Raw genomic sequence first — 24,554 nt, forward strand, 5'->3', positions numbered from 1 at the left:
CTTCAATTCAGCCGGCGGTTAACGCCACTCTTTGAAACGGTTGATCAGCGCATTGGTTGAGCTGTCGTGGCTGCTGACTTTCTCGCTGCCCGCCAGCTCCGGCAGAATGCGGTTAGCCAGCTGTTTGCCCAGCTCCACGCCCCACTGGTCGAAGGTGAAGATGTTCAGGATGGCGCCCTGGGTGAAGATCTTGTGCTCATACAGCGCAATCAGGCTGCCCAGGCTGAACGGGGTGATTTCACGCAGCAGGATGGAGTTGGTCGGGCGGTTGCCTTCGAACACCTTGAACGGCGCTACGTGCTTGACCTGTTCCGGCGTCTTGCCCTGTGCGGCGAACTCGGCCTCCACCACTTCCAGCGATTTACCGAACGCCAGCGCTTCGGTCTGCGCGAAGAAGTTCGACAGCAGCTTGGCATGATGGTCGCTCAGCGGATTATGGCTGACCGCCGGGGCGATAAAGTCGCAAGGAACCAGCTTGGTGCCCTGGTGAATCAGCTGGTAGAACGCGTGCTGGCCGTTGGTGCCCGGCTCGCCCCAGATGATTGGGCCGGTCTGGTAATCGACCGGATTGCCGTTGCGGTCTACATATTTGCCGTTGGACTCCATGTTGCCTTGCTGGAAGTAAGCGGCAAAACGGTGCATGTACTGGTCATACGGCAAAATGGCTTCGGTTTCGGCGCCAAAGAAGTTGTTGTACCAGATACCGATCAGCGCCAACAGCACCGGCAGGTTTTTCTCCGCCGGGGTGTTCGCGAAGTGTTGGTCCATCGCGTGCGCGCCGCTCAGCAGCTGCTCGAAGTTCTCATAGCCCACGGAAAGCGCGATCGACAGGCCGATCGCCGACCACAGAGAGTAACGGCCGCCCACCCAGTCCCAGAATTCGAACATGTTGTCGGTATCGATGCCGAACTCGGCTACCGCTTTGCCGTTGGTAGACAGCGCGGCGAAGTGTTTCGCCACGTGCTGCTGGTCGGCCGCGCTGCTCAGGAACCAGTCGCGCGCGCTGTGGGCGTTGGTCATGGTTTCCTGCGTGGTGAAGGTTTTGGACGCCACCAGGAACAGCGTGGTTTCCGGGTTCAGCGGCTTCAGCGTTTCGGCGATGTGCGTACCGTCGACGTTGGAGACGAAGTGCATGTTCAGATGGTTTTTATACGGGCGCAGCGCTTCGGTGACCATGTACGGGCCGAGATCCGAACCGCCGATGCCGATGTTCACCACGTCGGTGATCGGCTTGCCGGTGTAGCCTTTCCAGTCGCCGCCGATCACCCGGCCGCAGAACTGTTTGATTTTTGCCAGCACCGCATTCACTTCCGGCATCACGTCTTTACCGTCGACGATAATCGGGCTGTTGCTGCGGTTGCGCAGCGCGATATGCAGTACTGCGCGATCTTCGGTGCGGTTGATTTTCTCGCCGGCGAACATCGACTTGATGGCGCTTTGCAGATCGGTTTCTTTCGCCAGCGCCTGCAGTTTTTCCAGGGTTTCTTCAGTGATGCGGTTTTTGGAATAGTCCACCAGCATCTGATCGTCGAAGGTGGCGGAAAACTTGGAGAAACGCTCACTGTCCTGCGCAAACAAATCGGCGATGCGGACGTCTTTCATCTGTGCAAAATGTTGCTGCAGGGCTTGCCAAGCAGCGGTTTGACTAGGATTGATATTTTTCATAGCAACACTCTTAGGCTTGAGAATAAAGATGCGTGGTTGTCCGATTGTAGCCTGTTCGACTGTGATTATGATCTCTTTTCTTGCGATAGGCGCTAACTGTCAACGCGTGCCGCATCGTTTCAGCTTTTCCCCTATACTTTTGGCTAACGGCCTGTTACCAGCGCTGCGGAATTGTCACTGGAATGTGCCATGTTGTTGTTCATACCGTATTTGAAAGGGATCTCCGCTATGGAATTATCTGCCCCATTGATGTTGGTGGTCATCGGCCTGAGCTCGTTGCTGGCCCAGTGGCTGGCCTGGCTGCTGCGCCTGCCCGCCATCTTGCCTTTGCTGCTGTTCGGCATCCTGCTGGGGCCGGCGGTGCACCTGGTGCAGCCGGACCTGCTGTTCGGCGATTTGCTGTTTCCATTAGTGTCACTGTCGGTGGCAATCATCTTATTTGAAGGCGCGCTGACGCTGCGGGTTGAGGAAATACGCGGCCTCGGCGGCGTAGTGCGCAACCTGGTCAGCATCGGCATGCTGGCGACTTTCCTGACCATCAGCGTCGCCAGCTGGTGGTTGCTGGATTTCCCGCCGGAGCTGGCGGCGCTGATCGGCGCGGTGACGGTGGTGACCGGGCCGACGGTGATCGCCCCGCTGATGCGCGTGGTGCGGCCAAACGCCAATATCAATCAGGTGCTGCGCTGGGAGGGCATCGTTATTGACCCGGTAGGCGCCATCTTCACCCTGCTGGTGTTCGAATTTATCGTGCTGAAGCAGAACGCGGAATCTTACACCCACCTGTTTTGGACGCTGGGGATTACCGCCGCCGTCGGCCTGATCGCCGGTGCGCTGTTCGGCTACCTGCTGGGCCTGGCGCTGCGCCGCGTCTGGCTGCCGCGCTATCTGCAAAACCTGGCGGTGCTGGCGATCATGCTGACCGCTTTCGGCGTTTCCAACGCCATCGCCGACGAATCCGGCCTGTTGACCGTCACCGTGATGGGCATCTGGCTGGCCAATATGCGCGACGTGGACACCAGCGACATTCTGGCGTTCAAGGAGGAGCTGTCGGCGATCCTTATTTCGGCGCTGTTTATCATTCTGGCGGCGCGGCTGGACATCAACGCGCTGTGGAACATGGGCTGGCCGCTGCTGGGCCTGTTGCTGGTAGTGCAGTTTATCGCCCGCCCGCTGTGCATCGCGGTGTCGACCTGGCGCTCCTCCCTGCACTGGCGCGACCGTTTGCTGCTGTGTTGGATAGCGCCGCGCGGCATCGTCGCCGCCGCGGTCAGTTCGCTGTTCGCGCTGACGCTGCAGCGCAGCGGCTACCAGGGCGCCGATCGGCTGGTGACCGTGGTGTTCGCCATCATCATCGGCACCGTGGTGCTGCAGAGCCTGACCAGCGGCATGATGGCGCGCTGGCTGCGGGTACAGCAGCAAAAACCGCGCGGCGTGCTGATCGTCGGCGCCAACAGCGTGGCGCGCATGCTGGCGCAGGCGCTGATGAAAATGAATATCCCGGTGCTCGTCACCGACAGCAGCTGGGAATACTACCGCCAGGCGCGCATGGAAGGCATCCCGGCCTATTACGGTCATGCCTACTCCGAACATGCCGAAAACTACCTCGACCTGAGCGATACCGCCCAGGTGCTGGCGCTGTCGCCCAACCGCCACCAGAACGCCTTGGCGGTCTATCACTTCGGGCATATCTTTGGCGACGATCACGTGTTCGCCATCCGCTCCGGCGCACCGCTGAAAGGCCGCGGCAACAGTTCGGAGAGCTCGCGCTTTCGCCGGCATGAGATCCTGTTCAATCAGGAAGCCACCTACGGCCGTCTGAGCAGCCTGATAGCCAAAGGCGCCACCATCAAGGCGACCAAGCTGAATGAGAATTTCGGCTGGCTGGAATATCTGGAAAAACACCAGGGCGTGATCCCGCTGTTTTGCCAACGCGAAGACGGTTCGCTGCAGCCGATCGGCGCAGGCGCCGCGCCGGCCATGCCCTGTACGCTAATCGCCCTGGTGCAAGATGAAAATCCCTCAACGTCTGCCCGTTGACAGAACGGCGATAACCGGCTATTCCTAACAGCCTACTTGCGCACCCGGTGCGCAAGCCAGAAGAGGCGCGTCGCCCAGGTAGAGTGTCAGAGGAGCCGTTTTCCAATGACGGCACATGAGGGGGAGCGACGCCGAGGTAAGATGATCCGCGGCGATCATCTTATCGGCTACAGGGGCTGAATCCCCTGGGTTGTCACCAGGATCGCCCTTTGCGGGCGGTCGGCAAGGTGGGGCGCTTCTGGGTGTATCGTAGCTTTACCTCTACGCCTGCTCCCTGTTTACCGCTCTCCCCTTGTGCCAAGGCTATGGAATAAAGTGCCCTCTGAAGACGGCATCCCTGACACGAGGTTTTTACATGACCCAAGCAGCACCCCATGATTCTACCGTGGTAGCCAAGTTCGGCGGCACCAGCGTTGCCGACTTCGAAGCCATGAACCGCAGCGCCGACGTGGTGCTCTCCAACCCGCAGGTGCGCCTGGTGGTGCTGTCCGCTTCGGCCGGCGTCACCAACCTGCTGGTGGCCCTGGCCGAAGGCTGCGACGCCGAGCAGCGCAACTACCGGCTTGATGAAATCCGCCGCATTCAATACGCCATCCTCGAGCGCCTCAACGCGCCGCAGGTGATCCGCGAAGAAATCGACCGCATGCTGGAAAATATCGCCATGCTGTCGGAGGCTGCGGCGCTGGCCAACTCCGCCGCACTGACCGATGAACTGGTGAGCCACGGGGAACTGATGTCCACCCTGCTGTTCGTCGAGATCCTGCGCGCCCGCCGCGTACAGGCGGAATGGTTCGACGTGCGTAAAGTGATGCGCACCGACGATCACTTCGGCCGTGCCGTGCCGGACAACGCCGCGCTGAGCGAACTGGCCCAGACGCTGCTGAAACCGCGCCTGCAGGAAGCGCTGGTGGTTACCCAGGGCTTTATCGGCAGCGAAGCGAAAGGCCGCACCACCACGCTGGGGCGCGGCGGCAGCGACTACACCGCCGCATTGCTGGGCGAAGCGCTGCACGTCAGCCGGGTGGATATCTGGACCGACGTGCCGGGCATTTACACCACCGATCCGCGCGTAGTGCCGGCGGCCAAGCGCATCGACAAGATCGCCTTCGAAGAAGCGGCGGAAATGGCCACCTTCGGCGCCAAGGTGCTCCACCCGGCGACCTTGCTGCCGGCGGTGCGCAGCGATATTCCGGTGTTTGTCGGCTCCAGCAAGGATCCGGCCGCCGGCGGCACGCTGGTGTGCAACACCACCGAGAACCCGCCGCTGTTCCGCGCGCTGGCGCTGCGCCGCAAACAAACCCTGCTGACGCTGCACAGCCTGAATATGCTGCATGCGCGCGGCTTCCTGGCCGAGGTATTCAGCATCCTGGCGCGGCATAATATCTCCGTGGACCTGATAACCACCTCGGAAGTCAGCGTAGCGCTGACCATGGACACCACCGGCTCCACCTCCACCGGCGGCAGCCTGCTGACCACCTCGCTGCTGACCGAACTGTCGTCGCTGTGCCGGGTGGAAGTGGAGGAAAACCTGGCGCTGGTGGCGATCATCGGCAACAAGCTGTCCCAGGCCTGCGGCGTGGGCAAAGAGGTGTTCGGCGTGCTCGACCCGTTCAACATCCGCATGATCTGCTACGGCGCCAGCAGCTACAACCTGTGCTTCCTGGTGCCCGGCGACGACGCCGAGCAGGTAGTTCGCACCCTGCACCACAACCTGTTCGAATAAGTTATTATCTTTTCCAGCGGGCGCGGCATGCTGCGCCCCTGCGCCAACAATAAGCGGTCTATAACGCGCAGGGACTTCCCGCAACAACCCATCGTTCTTAATTTGGCTAAGGAAACCCACGTCAATGCTGGCAAAACTCACGCGCTTGTTCCCTTTGTGGGCGGTACTGCTGTCCGTCGCCGCCTATTACACGCCGACCACCTTTACCGGCATCGGCCCCTACGTCAGCCCGCTGCTGATGCTGATCATGTTCGCCATGGGCGTGACGCTGCGGCTGGATGACTTCAAACGGGTGCTGTCGCGCCCCGGCCCGGTGGCCGCCGGGATCTTCCTGCACTATCTGATCATGCCGCTGGCGGCCTGGATCCTGGCGATGCTGTTCCGCATGCCGCCGGATCTGTCCGCCGGCATGGTGCTGGTCGGCAGCGTGGCCAGCGGCACCGCCTCCAACGTGATGATCTATCTGGCCAAGGGCGACGTGGCGCTGTCGGTCACCATCTCGGCGGTTTCCACGCTGGTGGGCGTATTCGCCACCCCGCTGCTGACGCGCCTGTACGTCGACGCCAAGATCAGCGTCGATATCATGGGCATGCTGCTGAGCATTCTGCAGATCGTGGTGATCCCGATCGGCCTTGGGCTGATCGTCCACCACGCCTTCACTAAAACCGTCAAGCGGGTTGAACCGCTGCTGCCGGCGCTGTCGATGGTTTGCATTTTGGCTATCATCAGCGCGGTAGTGGCCGGCAGCCAGAGCCATATCGCGTCGGTCGGCCTGGTGGTGATTATCGCGGTGATCCTGCACAACGGCATCGGCCTGCTGAGCGGTTACTGGGGCGGCAAGCTGTTCGGCTTCGACGAGTCGACCTGCCGCACGCTGGCGATCGAGGTCGGCATGCAGAACTCCGGGCTGGCGGCCACGCTGGGCAAAATTTACTTCTCACCGCTGGCCGCACTGCCGGGTGCGCTGTTCTCGGTCTGGCACAACCTCTCCGGCTCGCTGCTGGCGGGGTACTGGTCCGGCCGGCCGATCAAGAAGAAATAATCCTCTCTCCGGGGCGCAAACATTCGCGCCCCGTCATCTCTCTGCGAAATTTCGTATTTCCCACTGGTCGGATTGTCATAATTCCCCGCATCCTCTATTATCCGTGAAAAATAAAAATTCAGATTCTTCCTATGCGTGCCGATAATGCAGGAAGAGCGAAAATCATCACCACTTTTTTTAATTAATTAAGTCGCCAGGGTTGCCCGCCAAAAAAGAAGCAACCTAATTATTATTTAGATATATACCCACCGTCTTATTTGCCTGCGGCGAATCAAGATACCCCGCAATGTTCATGTCGCTCATTATTTCGGGCCGGCTGTTGGTCGCCCGTGGTTAACATCATGGATTGGGTTGTCTGCTCCGGCGAACGCCCATAATGGATTATAATGATTAGAAAAATTTCCACCCTGGCCGTGCTTTTCAGCACGGCGCTGTCCGCCGCCACCCTGCCTGAACCGGAAATGGCCGGCATGACGATGGGCGAGTCCCGCCGCGCGCTGCAGGACAGCTCGCGTGAGATCAACCAGCTGATAGAGCAACGCCGCTACCAGCAGCTTAAGCAGCAACGGCTGCTGGCGGAGCCTGAACCCGCCGCTCCTGCGCTGCCGCAGTCCGCCCAATGCCTGCCGATCGCCGGCGTTTATCTGCAGGGCGTTACCCTGTTGTCAGCTGCGGATCTCTCCGCGCTGAGCGCCTTGCCGCAGCAATGCATCAGCAGTAATGACATCAACCGCCTGTCGCGAGAACTTACCCGCTTATATGTTGCAAAAGGCTATATCACCGCGCGCGTACAGTTTATTCGCCCCAATAAACAGCGGGAGTTGGGATTACGCGTCACCGAAGGGTTTATTGAGAAAATAGAGGGCGGCGATCGTTGGGTAAACAGCCGTTTATTATTTCCGGGGCTGGAAGGCAAACCGCTGAAATTAACCCAGCTCGATCAGGGATTGGATCAGGCTAATCGTTTGCAATCCAATACCACCCGTTTAGATATTTTACCCGGCCAGCAAGTTGGCGGGTCAATTATTCGGCTACGCAATGACCACGCCAAACCCTGGCAGCTGATTGCCGGCACGGATAATTACGGCCAAAAAAACACCGGCCAATGGCTGGCGCGCGCCACCGCCACCCTGGACAGCCCGTTCGGCCTGTCGGACTTCGTCAGCCTGAACGCCAACAGCACCGTGGAAAACCCGGCGCATCGCTACAGCCGCGCTTATACCCTGCTCTACTCGCTGCCCTACGGCGCATTCACTTTCAGCGGGTTCGCCAGCTTTTCAGCCTACGAGAATCACCAGCAGCTGGCGTTCAACAACGTCAAGCTGCACGGCCAAACTCAGCAATACGGCCTGCGCGGCGACTACGTGTTTTACCGCGATCGCGATCAAATCGACAGCCTGAGCGGCCAGTTGACCTACAAGCGTATCGATAACTATTTTGAAAGCGTGCGCCTCGAGATCGGCAGCCCGACGCTGACCCTGGCCGAGCTGGGCGTCAGCCATCTGCAGATCCTGCCCAGCGGCGTGTTCAGCGCCAACCTCAGCGTCGAACAGGGTTTACCCTTGCTGGGGGCCGATCGCCACCCCAACGCGGTTCACCTCGACGGCCAGTTCACCAAGGGCAAAGCCTTCGTCAACCTCAGCCAGCGCCTGAGCCTGGCCGGCGCGACCTACCAGCTCAACAATCTGTTTTACGGCCAATACAGCCGCGACCCGTTGCCGGGCGTGGAGTGGCTGAGCCTGACCGATCGCAGCGCCATTCGCGGCTTCAGCCGCAGCACGCAGTCCGGCGATAACGGTTGGTATTTGCAGAACACCCTGTCACGCAGCGTCAATCTGGGTTCAGTCACCCTCACTCCGCGCCTCGGCGCCGACGTCGGTCGCGTGATGCCGCATCAGGAAAAATCGGGCTGGAACAGCAGCGCCGGGCTGAGCGCCGGCGCCACCTTGCGCTACCGGCACGCGCTGGCCGATCTCGAAGTCAGCCGCGGCTGGATCCTGTCGGAAAGCGCCACTCCGGTGGATCCGATCCAGGTGCTGGCGCGCTTTTCTTACACCTTTTAGTCAGCAGTTTTGCAGGACCCACGGCAATATACGGAGATACATGGATGAAAAATAATAACTTCAGGCTTTCAGCGGCAGGCAAACTGGCCGCCGCACTGGCGATTATTCTCGCCGCTTACGGCACCGCCTTCGCCGGCGAGATAGTCTCGGCCGGCGGCGCCAACGGCCCCGGCGTTTCTACCGCCGGCAGCGGCGCGCAGGTGGTCAATATCGTCAACCCAAACGGTAACGGGCTGTCGCATAACCAGTATCAGGACTTCAACGTCAACCAGCCCGGCGCGGTGCTGAACAACTCCCTCGCTCAGGGCATGTCGCAGCTGGCTGGCCAGTTGGGGGCCAACCCCAATCTGACCGGCCACGAGGCCAGGGTGATCCTCAACGAAGTGATCGGCCGCAACCCTTCACTGCTGCACGGCCAGCAGGAAATCTTCGGCATGGCCGCCGACTATGTGTTGGCCAACCCAAACGGCATCAGCTGCCAGGGCTGCGGTTTTATCAATACCAGCCGCTCGTCGCTGGTGGTGGGCAACCCGCTGGTGGAAAACGGTATGCTGCAGGGCTACAGCACCTTCGGCAACCGTAACGCGCTGGCGCTCGGCGGCGCCATCGACGCCGGCGGCGTGCTGGATCTGATCGCCCCGAAGATCGACAGCCGCGGCCATGTGGTGGTGAAAGACTTCAAGCGAGCGGACGGCACTATCATTCCGGCGACGATTAACGCCATCAGCGGCGCCAACCGGGTAGCGCGCGACGGCAGCCTGATCGCCAGCGAACAACCGCAAAGCGCGCTGGACAGCTACTATCTGGGCAGCATGCAGGCCGGGCGCATCAACATTATCAACACCGCGCAGGGCAGCGGCGTGAAGCTGGCCGGCACGCTGACCGCCGGTGACGAGCTCAAGGTGAAAGCCTACGATATCCGCAGCGAAAGCCGCATTGAAAACGCCGGCAACAGCCGCGACAGCGACAAGAACTATCAGAACTACCGCGGCGGCATCGAAATCAACGATCGCAGCAGCAGCCAGAAACTGGTGCGCACCCGGCTGCAGGGCAAGAATATCAGCCTGCTGGCCGATAACCGCAACCAGCTCACCGCCACCGACGTCGAAGGCGAAAATATCACCCTGCAGGGCGCCAGCCTGACGCTCGACGGGCAACGGCTGAAGCAGACCCAGGGGCATACCGACAACCAGTGGTTCTACTCCTGGCAATACGACGTGACCCGCGAGCACGAGCAGCAGCAGCAGGCGGGCAGCACCGTCGCCGCCAAGGGCACGGCCACGCTGACCAGCACCAAAGAGGACGTGACGCTGCTGGGCGCCAACGTCTCGGCCAAGGAACAGCTGAACGTCAAGGCGGCGCGCGACCTGCACCTCGCCGGGCTGGTGGAGAAGGATAAGTCCAGCGAGCGCGGCTACCAGCGCAACCACACCGCCAGTTTGCGCACCGGCAGTTGGCACAACAGCGACGAAAGCGAAAGCCTGAAGGCCAGCGAGTTGCGCAGCGGCGGCCTGCTGAAGCTGGAGGCCGACCGCAAGGTCATCACCCAGGGCGCCAGGGTGCACGCCGCCGGCAATCTGGACGTCCAGGCCAGGGATCAGATCCAGATCGAGGTGCAAAAAACCGCTAACGCCAAAACCGTGCGCGATGACAAAACCTCCTGGGGCGGCATCGGCGGCGGCGACAATAAAAACAACAGCAACCGCCGCGAAGTCAGCCACGCCTCGGAACTGACCAGCGACGGCATGCTGACGCTCAATGGCCAACAGGGTGTCGCCATTACCGGCAGCAAGGCGAAAGGCAAGCAAGGCGGCTTCGTCGAGGCCGCCCAGGGCGGCCTGCGCATCGATAACGCCCTCAGCACCACCGTGGATAAAATCGACGCCCGCACCGGCACCGTATTCAACATCACCCGCGATTCGCACCAGGCCAACAACCGCTACCAGCACAGCACCGGCAGCGAACTGAAATCCGACACCAATCTGCAGCTGCTCAGCCATCGCGACACCGACGTGATCGGCAGCCGGGTGACCAGCGCCGGCGAGCTGAGCGTCACTTCGAAAACCGGCGACATCAACGTCAAAGCCGCTGAGCAGCAACAAAAAATTGACGAGCAGAAAACCGCGCTCGCCGTCAACGGCTACGCCAAAGAGGCCGGAGATAAGCAGTACCGCGCCGGTTTGCGCATCGAACACGCCAGCGACAGCGAAAAAACCACCCGCACCGAGAACCGGTCTGCAACCCTCAGCGGCGGCAGCGTGAAGCTTGAGGCGAATAAAGACGTCACCTTCAGCGGTTCCAAACTGAAAACCGACAAAGGGGATGCCAGCATCAGCGGCAACAACGTCTCCTTCCTGGCGGCCGACGACCAAACCACCTCGAATACCGAGCAGACCAAGATCGGTGGCGGCTTCTATTACACCGGCGGCATCGACAAGCTAGGCAGCGGCGTCGAAGCCGGCTACGAGAACGGCAAAACGCAGGCGGAAAGCAGCAAGGCGGTCACCTCCGGCAGCGACGTCAAGGGCAACCTGACGATCAACGCCCGCGACAAGCTGACCCAACAAGGCGCGCAACACCGCGTCGGCGGCAGCTATAAAGAGAACGCCGCCAGCGTCGATCACCTGGCCGCCGCCGACAGCGCCAGCACCACCACCAGCAAAACCGACGTTGGGGTGAACATCGGCGCCAACGTCGATGTCAGCGCAGTCACGCGTCCTATCGAGCGTGCAGTCGGCAAAGCGGCCAAGCTGGACGTGAACGGCGTGATTAACGACGTCGGCGGCATCGGCGCGCCAAACCTCGGGCTGGATATCGGCGCCCAGGGCGGCAGCAATGAAAAGCACAGCAGCAGCTCGCAGGCGGTGGTCAGCTCGGTGAAAGCCGCTGACATCGAGATTAACGCCGGCGGCGCGGTGCGCGATCGGGGTACGCAATATCAGGCGGGCAAAGGCGCTATCACCCTCAACGCCGGCAGTCATCACAGCGAAGCCGCCGTCAACCGGCAGGAAGAACGCTCTACCGACACCCGCGGCAGCGCCGGGGTGCGCGTTTACACCACCACCGGCAGCGATTTGGCCGTAGACGCCAAAGGCGAAGGCGGCACCCAACGCAGCGAGAAAACCACCAGCCAGGCGGTGACGGGCTCAATCGCCGCCGGCAATGGCATCAGCATCAACGTCGCCAAAGACGCCACTTATCAGGGCACCGAGCTGGACGGCGGCAAGGGGAAAACCCGGATCGACGCCGGGGGCAACCTGCGCTTCGAGCAGGCCAACGACACGCAGCGTGAAAGCCACAGCGGCTATAACGTCAAGGCCTCGGCAAAAGGCGGTTTCACTGCCGACAGCAAGAGCTTTGGCGCCGGTCTCGGCGGCGGCACCAGCAGCGGTGAAAGCAACGGCCGCACCGCGCAGGTCAGTAAAATCGGCGGTGAGCAAGGGATCGCGCTGAATGCCGGCAATAACCTGGCGCTGCAAGGCAGCGAAGTGGCCAGCCAGGGAAATATCACCCTCGGCGCGGGCAACCAGGTCAAGCTGCAGGCGGCGGAGTCCAGCCAGACGCGCAAGGACAGCAGCCTGTCGGGCAACCTCGATCTGGGCGGCGGCAGTTCGGACAACAAGGAAAAAAGCGGTGGCAACCTCTCCGTCGGCGGGGCTTTCGATATCGCCAGGGTCGATGAATCCGCTACCGCCCGCCAGGGCGGCAAAATCACCGGCGGCGGCGCGGTGACCATTTCCGCCAAGGGCGAAGGGGCCGACGCCCTGCACCTGCAGGGCAGCGAAGTGAGCGGCAAGCGCACCGTCCTTGAGGCGAAAAACGGCGGCATCCTGCTGGAATCGGCGCAAAGCGAGCAGCACAAGAACAACTGGAACCTGGGGATCAAGGCCAACGCCAAGGGCGGCCAGACGTTCAACAAGAGCGACAGCGGCCAGGTGGACCCAACCAGCGGCAAGGATACCCATACGCTGGGCGCCGGGCTGAAGGTCGGCGTTGAGCAGTTGGACAAAACCACCCACGCCAACGCCCATATCAAGGGCGATGAGGTGACGCTGGAGAGCGGCAAGGACACCCGCCTTGCCGGCGCGCGGATCGATGCCGACAGCGTTAAGGGCGACATCCGCGGCGATCTGCGGATCGAAAGCCGCAAAGACGTCGAGCATAGCGTCAAGGTGGATGTCGACGCAGGACTGAGCCACAGCAACGATCCGGGCAGCAGCGTCACCGCCAAACTGTCGAAAGTGGGCACGCCGCGCTACGCCGGTAAGGTAAAAGAGAAGCTGGACGCCGGGGTGAACAACGTGGCCGACGTCACCACCGCCAAGTACAACCGCGTGGCGCATCGCCTCGACCCGCAGCAGGACACCACCGGCGCCGTCAGCTTCAGCAAGGCCAACGGGCAGGTGACCCTGCCGGAAGCGGCGACCGGCGACAAACCGGCCGGTGCGCTGTGGGATCGCGGCGCACGCCGCGCGGGCAACGCCGCCAAAGACAGCCTCACCGGCCCGGCGGGTGTGCAAGGGCAAATCAAGGTCAACGCCGATGTGGTGCGCAACGACGCCGTAACCGAACAGTCGGCCATTACCGGCGACCGCGGTGTAGCGCTGAAGGTGCAAGGCCAGACCCAGCTGACCGGCGGCGAGATCCGCAGCCGGCAGGGTAAGGTGGCGCTGGGCGGCGGCCAGGTAACGCAGCAGGACGTTAGCGGCCAGCGTTATCAGGGCGGCGGCCGCGGCGATGTGGGCCTGTCGGTAGGCGGCTTGCTGGCGGGTGCGGGCAAACAGGGGCTGAGCGGCGATGTGCCTATCGCCAGCGGCCATGCCGCGACGGTTCAGGCCGACGCCAAAGCCGGCGTTTTCAGCGGTAAATAACCGCCCTTAAACCACAACGCCCCCGGCGCAACCGGGGGCGTTGTTTTACAGCGTGCTCGGGGTGTCTTCCCAGTCGCGGTCGTCGTCTTTCTCATCCTGATCCAGCACGTTGTAAGCCACCGCGCAGAACAGCGAATTCAAACGCTTCATATCCCCCAACAGCCCCAAATGCAGCGAACTGGTTTCGATGCTCTGTACGTTTTGCTGGTGCAGCCGATCGACGTGCGCATGCGCATAGCGGCGGTCCAAAATGCGGAAACGGTGCTTGGAACGGCGCAGCCGCTTGGCGCTGGTCACGTCGCCGGACAAGAACACCGACAGGCCCAGGCGCAGGTTGCCGATCAGCCGCTCATGCAACGCATCCAGCTCCGCCAGCCCTTCGGCGGAGAAGGCCCGCCGCGCCGCGTGCGATTTGGCCCCTACGTCGCCAGCCATGCGTTCGATGATATCGCCCGCCTGTTCCAGGTTAAGCGCCATCTCGATAATTTCCGCCCAGCGGCGGGAATCCTCTTCGCCCAGATCCTCTTTCTGGATCTGCGCCAGATACAGCTTGATGGCGGTGTACAGCACGTCGACGTCATCGTCCAACCGACGCACTTCTTTATCCTGCCCCTGCTTGCCGTGCAGCACTTCGCGCTGCAGGATCATCATGTGTTCCACCACGTCGCCCATGCGCAGGGTTTCGCGCGCCGCGTTGGCCAACGCCAGCGTCGGCGTATCCAGCGCGCTGGCGTCCAGGTGCCGCGGCCGCATGCGCGGATCGTCGGCCGCCACGTCGGCGATCAGCGTTTCGCACAGGCGCGCCATCGGCTCGGCCAGCGGGATCATCACCAGACAGCGGATCAGGTTGTAAAACACGTGGAAGTAGATCACCAGCTCTTCATTGCCGCCGGGCAGCCGGCTCATCACGTCCGCCAGGTAGGTGACGAACGGCAGCACCAGCACGCAGCCAATCAGCTTGAACAACAGGCTGCCGAGCGCCACCCGGCGGCCGGCGGCGTTCTGGCCGCTGGTGTTGATCACCGCCAACAGGCCGCTGCCAAGGTTGGCGCCGATCACCAGGCACAGCGCCACCTTCAACGAGATGACGCCGGAGGCGGTCAGGGTGGCGGTCAGCAGCACCGCCGCCAGGCTGGAATAGCTGACGATAGCGAACAGCGCGCCGGTCAGGGCGTCGAGCATCACGTCGCCGGTCAGCGACGAGAACAGCACCTTGACGCCGGCCGCCTGAGTGATCGGCGTAGCGGCGGCAACGATCAGTTCCAGCGCCAGCACGATCAGCCCAAGGCCGATGAACACCCGGCCCATCTGGCCAACCCGGGTCTGCTTGCGGCTGAGGAACAGGAATACCCCGACCAGGATCAGCAGCGGCGACAGCCAGGAGAGATCGAAGGTCAGCACCCGCGCCATCAGCGCGGTGCCGACGTCGGCGCCGAGCATGATCACCAGCGCAGGCGCCAGCCCCACCAGCCCCTGCGCGACAAACGAAGTGACCAGCAGCGCGGTAGCGTTGCTGCTTTGCACCAGCGCGGTGACGCCGATGCCGGAAACGAAGGCCAGCGGTTTTCTTTCAACGCTGTCGCTTAACACGCGGCGCAAATTGGCGCCATAGACCCGCATGATGCCGGTGCGCACGATGTGGGTGCCCCACACCAGCAGCGCCACGGAGGAAAGCAGGTGAAGAAGGGTCAGCACGGAAGATACGCTCCATTAACGCCCGGCTCGATGGCTTATCCTGCCTGCCAGGCGTTAAAAGAACAGGACAGCGGCACGGGCGGCAGACTGTCGCTGAGAAAGGAGTGCCCCTGCTTTCAGCCTGAAAAAGTCATGCAACTTCCCGTAATGTAACAGTTTCCAAGTGTAGCCCAATCTCGCTGCCGTCGGCGTGCAAATCGGCTACCGAGCGGTTCAGCACGTCCACCAGCAGCTCCACGCCACGCGCCTGAACGCGGTAGCGCACCACATTGCCCAGCAGGCTGTGGTTGAGGATCACCGCGGCGATCCCCTGCCCGGCAGGCAGCAAACCGATGGATTCGGGGCGAATAGCTACCTTACCGTGGTAAGGGCTATTGGTCAAAGCCGACGCCTGCTCGGCGCTCAGCAGATTGTAGTTGCCGATAAACCCGGCGGCGAAGGCATCGGCCGGCTGGGTGTACAGGGTTTCCGCATCGCCGCTCTGCACGATCTGCCCTTTGTTCATCAATACGATACGGTCCGACAACGTCAGCGCTTCTTCCTGATCGTGGGTGACGAAGATCGCCGTCAGGTTCAGTTCGCGTTGGATGCGGCGGATTTGTTCGCGCAGGTGTTTACGGATGCGCGCGTCCAGCGCCGACAGCGGCTCGTCGAGCAACAGCAGGCGCGGGCGGGTCACCAGCGAGCGCGCCAGCGCCACCCGTTGGCACTGACCGCCAGACAGCTGGTGCGGATAGCGCTTGGCCAGCTCGCTCAGCTCTACCAGCGCCAGCACCTCCTGCACCCGCTGGCCGATCTGCCCGGCCGCCAGCTTCTGCATTTTCAGGCCGAAGGCCACGTTGCCTTCCACCGTCATGTTCGGAAACAGCGCATAACTTTGGAACACCATGCCGATGCCGCGCTTTTGCGGCGCCAGCGGCACCAGATCCTGGCCCTGCAGCAGGATTTGCCCGCTGTCGACCGGGGTCAGTCCCGCCAGGCAGCGCAGCAGCGTCGACTTGCCGCAGCCGCTCGGCCCCAGCAGGGTGACGAACTCGCCCTCTTCGGCGCTGAAATCGATATCCGCAAACACCTGGGTCTGGCCATAGCGTTTGTTCAAACGGGTGACGTTGAGATAAGCCATCGGGTTAGCCCTTGTTTTTATTCAGCAGGTTCGCCAGCCAGGTGACTAACAGCACCACGGCAAAATAGGAGATAACCAGCGCGCTGGTGAAATGACCGCTGCCGTTGCGCATATTGAACAGATAGACCTGCAGCGTTTCATACTGGCTGCCCACCAGCAGGTTGGCGAACACGAACTCGCCGATAAGAAACGAAAACGACAGCAGCACCGCAATCATCCCGCCCTTGCGCAGGTTTGGCAGCACCACCAGCAGCGCCGCTTGCCAGGTGCTGGCGCCCAGCAGGTGCGCGGCGTCCATCAGGTCGCGCAGGTTGATGGCCTGCAGGTTATTGCTGATGGCGCGATAGATAAACGGCAGCGCGATGGTGAAGTAACAGCCGATCAGGATCCAGGGGGTGCCCAGCAGCGGCAGCGGATCGGCGGCATACAGCTGCATCAGCCCGACCGCCGAGACCACCGGCGGCACGGCGAACGGCAGCAGGATCAGCACGTTCATTACCGCATCGAGCTTAGGGAAGTAGTAAGCGATCACAAACATCATCGGCAAAATCACCACCACCGCCAGCACCAGCGTGCCGAAACAGATCAGCAGCGAATGCCCCAACGCCAACAGGAATCGCGGGTCGCTCCACAGCGCCAGCAGCCACTTCAGGGTAAAACCGTCCGGCAAAATGGTGGCGCCCCACTGGGTGGCCAGCGCGTAAATCAGGGTCGCCGCCAGCGGCAGCAACAAGATCAGCAACAGCAGGCAGGTCACCGTGCGATGGTAGAGGCGTTCAATGGGCGACATGGCCGTCCTCCGGGAAGTTATGAGCGCGCATTGAGGTAGCTCCTGCGCAACAGCCATTGGTGGATCAGGGTGATGAAGGCCATCATCGCCACCAGCAGCATCGCCAGCGCGCTGGCCAGGTTGGGATCGAGGGAAATGTCACCGGCTACCAGCGCCGAGATGCGTATCGGGATCACGTTGAAGTTGCCGGTGGTGAGCGCATACACGGTGGCGTAGGCGCCCAGCGCGTTAGCCAGCAGGATCACGAAGGTGCCCATCAGCGCCGGCGCCAGCACCGGCAAACCTATGTGGCGCCAGTAACGCCAGGGGCTGGCGCCGAGCAGCGAGGCCGATTCGCGCCAGTCCTCGCGCAGCGCGTCGAACGCCGGGTACAACAGCAACACGCCCAGCGGGATCTGGAAGTAGGTGTACAGCACGATCAGACCGCCCTTCGAATAGAGGTTAAAGCTCTCCATCAGGCCGTATTTGCGCAGCAGCAGCGTCAGGCAGCCGTTCAGCCCCAGCAGGATGACGAAGGCGAACGCCAACGGCACCCCGGCAAAGTTGCTGGTCATGTTGGTAAAGGACATCACGAAATCATGAAACCGCGTCTGGCCCAGCTGGCGCAGTGAGTAACTGCCCACTAGGGCGATCAGCAAGCCGTAAACGCTGGACCACCAGGAGATCTCCAGCGAGAACTGAAACGCCTGCAGATAAAACGGCGAGGTCAGTACGTCAACGTAGTTGCCCCAGCCCCAGCCGCTGGTTTCGCTAAAGAAGCTGCTGACGGCGATCCACACCAGCGGCGCGATTTGGAAGGCGCCGAACAGCAGGATAAACGGCAGCAGGCACAGCGCGGCAATCCATTTGGCGCTCATCTTTCACCCTGCGCCAACAACGCCCGGCAGCGCGGTTTGTCATGCGCCACCTGCAGCAGATCGCACAGGGTGCCGCACAGCTCGGTCTGCAGCGGATCGGCGTCGTTCTGGCTGAACGCCGCGCCGAACACGAACAGCGGTACCTGCCGCTCTTCCGGCAGCACCCCGCCGTGGCTGCGATCGTCATTCATGCCGTGATCGGCGGTGACCATCACCTGATAGCCGGCGGCCAGCCAGTCGGGCAGATAGCGCGACAGCGCGCCGTCGGCATGGCGCGCCGCGTTGCGGTACTGCGGCGACGACAGGCCGAAGCGATGGCCGGCGTCGTCGATATTCATCGGGTGAATCAACAGGAAATCCGGCTGATGGCGGCGGCGCAGGTTTTCGGCGTCGTCGAACAGGTGCGTATCGGGGTAGCCGTCGTCGTAATAAAAATGGCCGTGCTGGATCGGCAGTTCGGCGTCGTCGGTATGGCGATCGCGCGCGGCGTCGAACGGCGTGCGGTTATACAGCTCGCTGAACCAATGGTAGGCGGCGGCGGCAGTGGTCAGCCCGGCGGCGCGCGCGTAATGAAACACGCTTTGCTGATGCGAGAGACGCGATACGTGGTTATGCACCACGCCGCTCTCCACCGGCGTCACGCCGGTGAGGATGCATTCATACAGCGGCCGGGAGAGCGAGGGCAACTCGCTCTCCAGCTGATACAACCGTCCACGCCCCGCCGCGCATTCGGCCTGCAGATACCCCATGGCGTCGTGCGCCACTTGATAGTTGAGGCCGTCCAGCAGCACCAGGATCGTTTTCATAATGGCTTGACTCACTGCTGCATATACATGATGACGTTTTCCTGCCACTGGCGCGGCAGCGTTTTGGCGCTCTGCTCCCAGGCCGCCGGATCGGCGATCGGATGGGCATTCTTGTACTGTTCGGCCGGCAGCAGCTTGGCCTTGACGTCATCCGGCAGGGTCAGATGCTCGGCGCGGATCGGGCGGGCGTAGCCGCGCGCCAGGTTGATCTGGCCGGCGTCGGAGAAGATGTATTCACGCGCCAGCTTGGCGGCGTTCGGGTGTTTGGCGTATTTGTTGATGATGGTGGTGTAGCCGGAGGTGATGGAGCCGTCCGACGGGATCAGCACGTCGAAACGGGTTTTGTCGATCTGATCGCGGTAGTTCAGGCCGTTAAAGTCCCATACCACGCCAACCTGCACTTCGCCTTTCTCCAGCGAGGCGATCACCGGGTTGCTCAGGCTCAGGCGCCCGGCCTTGGCCAGCTTGCCGAAGAACTCCAGGCCCGGCTTCAGGTTCTTTTCGTTGCCGCCCATGGCGTAGGTGGCCGCCAATACGCCGCTGGCCGCCTGCGAAGCTGTGCCGACGTCGCCGATGGTGACCTGATAGCTGCCTTTCAGCAGGTCGGCCCAGCTGTGCGGAATGTCTTTGACCTGCTGCTTATTGATAATGAAAGCGATGGTGCCGGTGTAGGCCAGCGCCCAGTGGCCGTCTTTATCCTTCGCCCAGTCCGGCACCTGCTCCCAGGTGGAGGGTTTGTACGGCTGCGTCACCCCTTTTTGCACCGCGATCGGGCCGAATGCCGCGCCCACGTCGCCGATATCCGCGGTGGCGTTGCCTTTCTCCGCATCGAATTTGGCGATTTCCTGCGCCGAACTCATATCGGTATCGACATGCTTCAGGCCGTATTTACTCAGCAGATCCTGCCAGGTGCCTTTCCAGTTGGCCCAGCTGTCCGGCATGCCGACGCTGTTGACGGCGCCTTCTTTCCTGGCCGCCTGCTCCAGCGCCGCCAGATCGGTATCCGCGGCCCAGCTCATCTGGCTGGTCAGTACCATCGCACTGCTTAACACAGAAGCGCACAAACGTTTCATAACTGATGCTCCGGGTGGTAGGGTGTGGGGGCGCTGGACTAGTCCAGCAAGAACCAAGCCAATCTAACGGACGAATGTGATAATTATATGTCAGCCTAAAAATGCAGCGTATTTATCGCACTTGCGTCCCCAAACCCGCGCCGCTGGTCTACCTTAACGGAGGCGAAACGCACTGAAATGGGGCACCTGTTGCATGAATGATGTACCGACCACGGTCGCGACCCTCTGCCGGACGCTGGCCGCCCGTATCGCCAGCGGCGAGTTCAGCGCCGGCGGCAAGCTGCCCTCCGAGCGCGCCCTGAGCGAACAGTTCTCCACCACCCGCATCACCCTGCAGGAGGCGCTCGGCCAGCTGGAGGCGCAGGGGGTGATCTACCGGCAGGTGCGGCGTGGCTGGTTTATCTCGCCGCCGCGGCTGATCTACAACCCGCTGCAGCGCAGCCACTTTCACGCCATGGCGCAGCAGCAGGGGCGTGACGCCCATACCGAAGTGATCGACAGTGGCCGCGTGCAGGCCGACGCCGCCCTGGCGCGGCGGCTGGAGCTGCCGGAAGGCGCCGAGGTTTACCGCATCCGCCGGCTGCGCTCTATCGACGGGCGCGCGGTGCTGTACTGCGAGCATTACCTCAACCCAGCCTATTTTGCCGGTATCCTGGATGAAGACCTGACCCAGTCGCTGACCGGGCTATACGCCGAACGTTACGACATTCGCTACGGCCGGGTGCGCTTCGACATGCTGCCGACCCTGCTGCCGCAGCAGGCCGCCGCGATGCTGAAGGTGACCTACGGCAGCCCGGCGCTGTTCATTACCCGGGTGAACCGCGATCAGCACGATCGGGTGATTGACTGCGATTTGGAGTACTGGCGCTACGACGCGCTGCACATTGACGTGGAAGCGCAGTAGCCGCAAATGACAAGGGCGCATCGCTGCGCCCTTGAAGGAGAGGATCAGTCGGCGTCATAGCCGAGGTTGGGCGCCAACCAGCGCTCCACCTCGCTGACGCTCATGCCCTTGCGCGCCGCGTAGTCTTCTACCTGATCGCGCTGGATCTGCGCCACCGCAAAATACTTGCTCTCCGGGTGGCTGAAGTACCAGCCGGAGACCGCCGCCCCCGGCCACATGGCGAAGGACTCGGTCAGCACCATGCCGGTGTGGCGGTTGACGTCCAGCAGGCGCCAGATCTCCGCTTTCTCGGTGTGCTCCGGGCAGGCCGGGTAACCCGGCGCCGGGCGGATACCCCGGTAGTTCTCGCGGATCAGCTCTTCGTTGCTCAGGCTCTCATCGGCCGCGAAGCCCCAGTGCAACTTACGCACCTGCTCGTGCAGGTATTCGGCGAAGGCTTCCGCCAGGCGGTCCGACAGCGCTTTGACCATGATCTTGTTGTAATCATCGTGCTGCGCGTCGTAAGCCGCCGCCAGCTCGTCTTCCTCCAGCCCGCCGGTGACGGCAAAGGCGCCGAAGTAGTCGGCCTTGCCGCTGCTTTTCGGCGCCACGAAGTCCGCCAGGCAGTAGTTCGGAAAGTCGGTTTTTTCCGTCTGCTGGCGCAGATGGCGGCTGACCGCCAGCACCGCGTCGCGGTTTTCGTCGCGGTACACTTCCACGTCGTCGCCGACGCGGTTGGCCGGGAACAGGCCGTACACGCCGCGCGGGTTGAGGCTGCGGTTGGCGGCCAGCATGTCCAGCATCTGGTTGGCGTCGGCGAACAGCCGTTTGGCCTCTTCGCCCACCACGTCATCTTCCAGAATGCGCGGATACTTGCCCGCCAGCGACCAGGTCATGAAGAACGGCGTCCAGTCGATATACCGGCGCAGGGTGCCGATGTCGGCCTCCACCGGGAACACGCCAAGCTGCTTCGGCACCGGCGGCAGGTAGCTTTCCCAGTCCAGCGCCATGGCGTTGTCGCGCGCCTTCTGCAGGCTGACCGGCGGCGTGCGCGGTTTTTTGCGCGCATGCTGAATGCGCACGGTTTCGTATTCTTTGCGCGTGCGCGCCACAAACTCGTCGCGCTGGCTGGCGGACAGCAGCGCCGAGACCACGCCAACGGTGCGCGAGGCGTTCTGCACATAGGTGGTGGAGCCGCTGTAGTTCTGCTCGATCTTGACGGCGGTATGCGCCTTGGAGGTGGTCGCGCCGCCGATCAGCAGCGGCAGGGTAAAGCCCTGGCGCTCCATCTCTTTGGCCACGTTGACCATTTCGTCCAGCGACGGGGTGATAAGCCCGGACAGACCGATGATGTCCACCTTCTCTTCGCGCGCGGTCTTGAGGATTTTTTCCGTCGGCACCATCACGCCCAGATCGACGATTTCATAGTTGTTGCACTGCAGCACCACGCCGACGATATTCTTGCCGATGTCATGCACGTCGCCCTTCACCGTCGCCAGCAGAATTTTGCCCGCGGTGGAGCCTTTCTGCTTGCTGGCTTCGATGTACGGCTCCAGATAAGCCACCGCCTGCTTCATCACCCGGGCGGACTTCACCACCTGCGGCAGGAACATCTTGCCCTCGCCGAACAGATCGCCGACCACGTTCATCCCGGCCATCAACGGCCCTTCGATCACTTCGATCGGGCGATCGGCATTCTGCCGCGCCTCTTCGGTATCCAGCTCGATAAACTCGGTGATGCCCTTCACCAGCGAGTATTCCAGCCGTTTCTCCACCGGCCAGCCGCGCCATTCGGCCTGCTGCACCGCCACTTCGTCGTCTTTGCTGCCGCGGTATTTTTCCGCCAGCTCCAGCAGCCGCTCGGTGCCGTCGTCGCGGCGGTTGAGGATCACATCCTCCACCGCGTCGCGCAGCTCGGCGCTCAGATCGTCGTAGATAGCCAACTGCCCGGCGTTGACGATGCCCATGTCCATGCCGTTGCGGATCGCGTGGTACAGGAACACCGCGTGGATCGCTTCGCGCACCGGATCGTTGCCGCGGAACGAGAACGATACGTTGGACACCCCGCCGGAAATCATCGCATGCGGCAGGTGCGTTTTGATGTCGGCGCAGGCCTCGATAAAGTCGACGGCGTAGTTGTTGTGTTCTTCGATGCCGGTAGCGACGGCGAAAATGTTCGGGTCGAAAATGATGTCTTCCGGCGGGAAGCCGACGCGTTCGGTCAGGATCTTATAGGCGCGGCGGCAGATCTCGAACTTGCGTTCGCGGGTATCCGCCTGGCCGACTTCGTCAAACGCCATCACCACCACTGCGGCGCCGTAGCGGCGCACCAGCCTGGCGTGGTGGATAAAGGCCTCTTCACCCTCTTTCATCGAGATCGAGTTGACGATGCCTTTGCCCTGAATGCACTTCAGGCCCTTTTCGATCACCGACCACTTGGAGGAGTCGATCATGATCGGCACCCGGGCGATGTCCGGCTCGCCGGCGATCAGGTTGAGGAAACGCACCATCGCCGCTTCGGCGTCGAGCATCCCCTCATCCATGTTGATATCGATGATCTGCGCGCCGCTCTCTACCTGCTGGCGCGCCACATCGAGCGCTTCGTTGTATTTCTCTTCTTTGATCAGCCGCTTGAAGCGGGCGGAACCGGTGACGTTGGTGCGCTCACCGACGTTGACGAACAGGGTCCTGGCGTCGATGTTCAACGGTTCCAGGCCCGCCAGACGACAGGCGACCGGGATCTCCGGCAGCCGGCGCGGCGGCACGCCCTCAACCGCTTTAGCCATCGCCGCAATATGCTCCGGCGTGGTGCCGCAGCAGCCGCCGATGATATTGAGGAAGCCGGCGTGCGCCCACTCGCCGACCTGCTTCGCCATCTCTTGCGCGTCCAGATCGTATTCGCCGAAGGCGTTCGGCAAACCGGCGTTGGGGTGCGCGGTAACGTAGCTTTCCGAGATGCGCGACAGCTCGGCGACGTACTGGCGCAGCTCGTCCGGGCCCAGCGCGCAGTTCAGGCCGAAGCTCAGCGGCTGCACGTGGCGCAGCGAATTGTAGAAGGCCTCGGTGGTCTGGCCGGACAGGGTACGGCCGGAAGCGTCGGTGATGGTGCCGGAAATCATGATCGGCAGCGCCACCCCCAGCGCTTCGAATTCGGTTTCCACCGCAAAGGCGGCGGCCTTGGCGTTCAGGGTGTCGAAGATGGTTTCGATCATGATCAGATCGACCCCGCCCTCCACCAGCGCGCGCGTCGATTCGCGATAGGCTGCCACCAGCTCGTCGAAGGAGACGTTGCGAAACGCCGGATCGTTGACGTTCGGCGAGATTGACGCGGTGCGGTTGGTCGGGCCCAGCACCCCGGCCACGTAGCGCGGTTTCTCCGGGGTACGCGCCGTCCATTCGTCGGCGCAGATGCGCGCCAGACAGGCGGCCTGGTAGTTAATCTCGGCGGACAGCGACTCCATATGGTAGTCGGCCATGGCGATGGTGGTGGAGTTGAAGGTGTTGGTTTCAAGGATGTCGGCGCCGGCTTCCAGGTAGCCGTAGTGAATGGCGGTGATCACTTCCGGCTTGGTCAGCACCAGCAGATCGTTATTGCCCTTCAGGTCGCTCTGCCAGTCGGCAAAACGTTCACCGCGAAAGTCGCTTTCTTCCAGCCGGTAGCTCTGGATCATGGTGCCCATGCCGCCGTCCAACACTAAAATGCGCTGCGCTAACTGGCGGCGCAGTTGTTCTACTCGATTTGTCACTGTAACCCCTTCAATTGCCATCCAGCCCATCGCTCAACTGCCGTAAAAACCAACGACTCATCCTAGCACAGCTTGTAAGGGCAAAGTGGCGCGCGGCAATTGAGAGTTTTTCAGGTTGCCCGTCAACACATCCGATGAGATGACAGACGGCTTGCAATTCATCGGCAAAAAACGAAAATG

General features: G+C 62.1%; 14 protein-coding genes and 1 riboswitch. Of the genes, 6 read left to right on the plus strand and 8 right to left on the minus strand.

The genetic code is table 11. The features are described from left to right. Positions 1 to 18: 18 nt before the first annotated feature. Complete coding sequence (gene pgi / locus KHA73_RS21660) at positions 19 to 1,665, minus strand: glucose-6-phosphate isomerase (RefSeq protein ID WP_234586632.1); 1,647 nt, start codon at positions 1,663 to 1,665, stop codon at positions 19 to 21. Positions 1,666 to 1,893: 228 nt separating this feature from the next. On the opposite strand from pgi, the gene KHA73_RS21665 reads away from it, so the two are divergent. The 5 genes from KHA73_RS21665 to KHA73_RS21685 all read left to right on the plus strand — a co-directional run bounded on the left by KHA73_RS21665 (position 1,894) and on the right by KHA73_RS21685 (position 13,401). Next, on the plus strand, positions 1,894 to 3,702 hold the full coding sequence (locus KHA73_RS21665) for a cation:proton antiporter (protein ID WP_234586634.1): 1,809 nt from the start codon (positions 1,894 to 1,896) through the stop codon (positions 3,700 to 3,702). 52 nt (positions 3,703 to 3,754) lie between these two features. After that, positions 3,755 to 3,948: riboswitch (Lysine riboswitch) on the plus strand. A gap of 109 nt (positions 3,949 to 4,057) precedes the next feature. Then, complete coding sequence (gene lysC / locus KHA73_RS21670; RefSeq protein WP_234586636.1) at positions 4,058 to 5,425, plus strand: lysine-sensitive aspartokinase 3; 1,368 nt, start codon at positions 4,058 to 4,060, stop codon at positions 5,423 to 5,425. 124 nt (positions 5,426 to 5,549) lie between these two features. Next, a complete protein-coding gene (panS, locus tag KHA73_RS21675; RefSeq protein WP_234586638.1) occupies positions 5,550 to 6,467 on the plus strand; it encodes a ketopantoate/pantoate/pantothenate transporter PanS in 918 nt (305 codons plus the stop codon). A 386-nt stretch (positions 6,468 to 6,853) separates the two neighbouring features. Further along, positions 6,854 to 8,530, plus strand: coding sequence for a ShlB/FhaC/HecB family hemolysin secretion/activation protein (locus KHA73_RS21680; RefSeq protein ID WP_234586639.1), 1,677 nt, complete (start codon positions 6,854 to 6,856; stop codon positions 8,528 to 8,530). 44 nt (positions 8,531 to 8,574) lie between these two features. Then, positions 8,575 to 13,401, plus strand: coding sequence for a hemagglutinin repeat-containing protein (locus tag KHA73_RS21685; protein WP_234586641.1), 4,827 nt, complete (start codon positions 8,575 to 8,577; stop codon positions 13,399 to 13,401). 45 nt (positions 13,402 to 13,446) lie between these two features. On the opposite strand, the gene KHA73_RS21690 is transcribed toward KHA73_RS21685, so the two are convergent. The 6 genes from KHA73_RS21690 to KHA73_RS21715 form a co-directional block, all read right to left on the minus strand. After that, positions 13,447 to 15,096 (minus strand): Na/Pi cotransporter family protein, encoded by a 1,650-nt coding sequence (locus KHA73_RS21690; protein WP_234586643.1) that lies wholly within the window; start codon positions 15,094 to 15,096, stop codon positions 13,447 to 13,449. Between the two features lie 130 nt (positions 15,097 to 15,226). Next, positions 15,227 to 16,219, minus strand: coding sequence for an ABC transporter ATP-binding protein (locus KHA73_RS21695; protein WP_234586645.1), 993 nt, complete (start codon positions 16,217 to 16,219; stop codon positions 15,227 to 15,229). Positions 16,220 to 16,223: 4 nt separating this feature from the next. After that, positions 16,224 to 17,009: an ABC transporter permease gene (locus KHA73_RS21700; protein WP_234586646.1), complete on the minus strand. Its 786-nt coding sequence runs from the start codon at positions 17,007 to 17,009 to the stop codon at positions 16,224 to 16,226. 17 nt (positions 17,010 to 17,026) lie between these two features. Beyond that, a complete protein-coding gene (locus KHA73_RS21705; protein WP_234586647.1) occupies positions 17,027 to 17,866 on the minus strand; it encodes an ABC transporter permease in 840 nt (279 codons plus the stop codon). Next, positions 17,863 to 18,672, minus strand: a complete 810-nt coding sequence (locus KHA73_RS21710) for an alkaline phosphatase family protein (RefSeq protein WP_234586649.1) — start codon at positions 18,670 to 18,672, stop codon at positions 17,863 to 17,865. The genes KHA73_RS21705 and KHA73_RS21710 overlap by 4 nt, the downstream gene beginning before the upstream one ends. A gap of 11 nt (positions 18,673 to 18,683) precedes the next feature. Beyond that, positions 18,684 to 19,745 carry an ABC transporter substrate-binding protein gene (locus tag KHA73_RS21715; RefSeq protein WP_234586651.1) on the minus strand — a complete coding sequence of 354 codons (1,062 nt, stop codon included), beginning with the start codon at positions 19,743 to 19,745 and terminating at the stop codon, positions 18,684 to 18,686. Positions 19,746 to 19,938: 193 nt separating this feature from the next. Here KHA73_RS21715 and KHA73_RS21720 point away from each other — a divergent pair, with 193 nt between their 5' ends. Next, positions 19,939 to 20,649: a UTRA domain-containing protein gene (locus KHA73_RS21720; RefSeq protein ID WP_234586653.1), complete on the plus strand. Its 711-nt coding sequence runs from the start codon at positions 19,939 to 19,941 to the stop codon at positions 20,647 to 20,649. Positions 20,650 to 20,693: 44 nt separating this feature from the next. Here KHA73_RS21720 and metH read toward each other — a convergent pair whose 3' ends face one another. Beyond that, entirely contained in the window at positions 20,694 to 24,404 is a 3,711-nt protein-coding gene (metH, locus tag KHA73_RS21725) for a methionine synthase (protein ID WP_234586655.1), read from the minus strand. Positions 24,405 to 24,554 lie beyond the last annotated feature (150 nt).

Origin of the sequence: Serratia entomophila (genome assembly GCF_021462285.1) — a bacterium.
Classification (GTDB): Bacteria; Pseudomonadota; Gammaproteobacteria; order Enterobacterales; family Enterobacteriaceae; genus Serratia; species Serratia entomophila.

What these genes read in the sequence shown, in the direction of transcription:
- pgi (WP_234586632.1), bottom strand. Translation starts at nt 1,665, where the DNA reads ATGAAAAATATCAATCCTAGTCAAACCGCTGCTTGGCAAGCCCTGCAG.
- KHA73_RS21665 (WP_234586634.1), top strand. Translation starts at nt 1,894, where the DNA reads ATGGAATTATCTGCCCCATTGATGTTGGTGGTCATCGGCCTGAGCTCG.
- lysC (WP_234586636.1), top strand. Translation starts at nt 4,058, where the DNA reads ATGACCCAAGCAGCACCCCATGATTCTACCGTGGTAGCCAAGTTCGGC.
- panS (WP_234586638.1), top strand. Translation starts at nt 5,550, where the DNA reads ATGCTGGCAAAACTCACGCGCTTGTTCCCTTTGTGGGCGGTACTGCTG.
- KHA73_RS21680 (WP_234586639.1), top strand. Translation starts at nt 6,854, where the DNA reads ATGATTAGAAAAATTTCCACCCTGGCCGTGCTTTTCAGCACGGCGCTG.
- KHA73_RS21685 (WP_234586641.1), top strand. Translation starts at nt 8,575, where the DNA reads ATGAAAAATAATAACTTCAGGCTTTCAGCGGCAGGCAAACTGGCCGCC.
- KHA73_RS21695 (WP_234586645.1), bottom strand. Translation starts at nt 16,219, where the DNA reads ATGGCTTATCTCAACGTCACCCGTTTGAACAAACGCTATGGCCAGACC.
- KHA73_RS21700 (WP_234586646.1), bottom strand. Translation starts at nt 17,009, where the DNA reads ATGTCGCCCATTGAACGCCTCTACCATCGCACGGTGACCTGCCTGCTG.
- KHA73_RS21705 (WP_234586647.1), bottom strand. Translation starts at nt 17,866, where the DNA reads ATGAGCGCCAAATGGATTGCCGCGCTGTGCCTGCTGCCGTTTATCCTG.
- KHA73_RS21710 (WP_234586649.1), bottom strand. Translation starts at nt 18,672, where the DNA reads ATGAAAACGATCCTGGTGCTGCTGGACGGCCTCAACTATCAAGTGGCG.
- KHA73_RS21715 (WP_234586651.1), bottom strand. Translation starts at nt 19,745, where the DNA reads ATGAAACGTTTGTGCGCTTCTGTGTTAAGCAGTGCGATGGTACTGACC.
- KHA73_RS21720 (WP_234586653.1), top strand. Translation starts at nt 19,939, where the DNA reads ATGAATGATGTACCGACCACGGTCGCGACCCTCTGCCGGACGCTGGCC.
- metH (WP_234586655.1), bottom strand. Translation starts at nt 24,404, where the DNA reads ATGGGCTGGATGGCAATTGAAGGGGTTACAGTGACAAATCGAGTAGAA.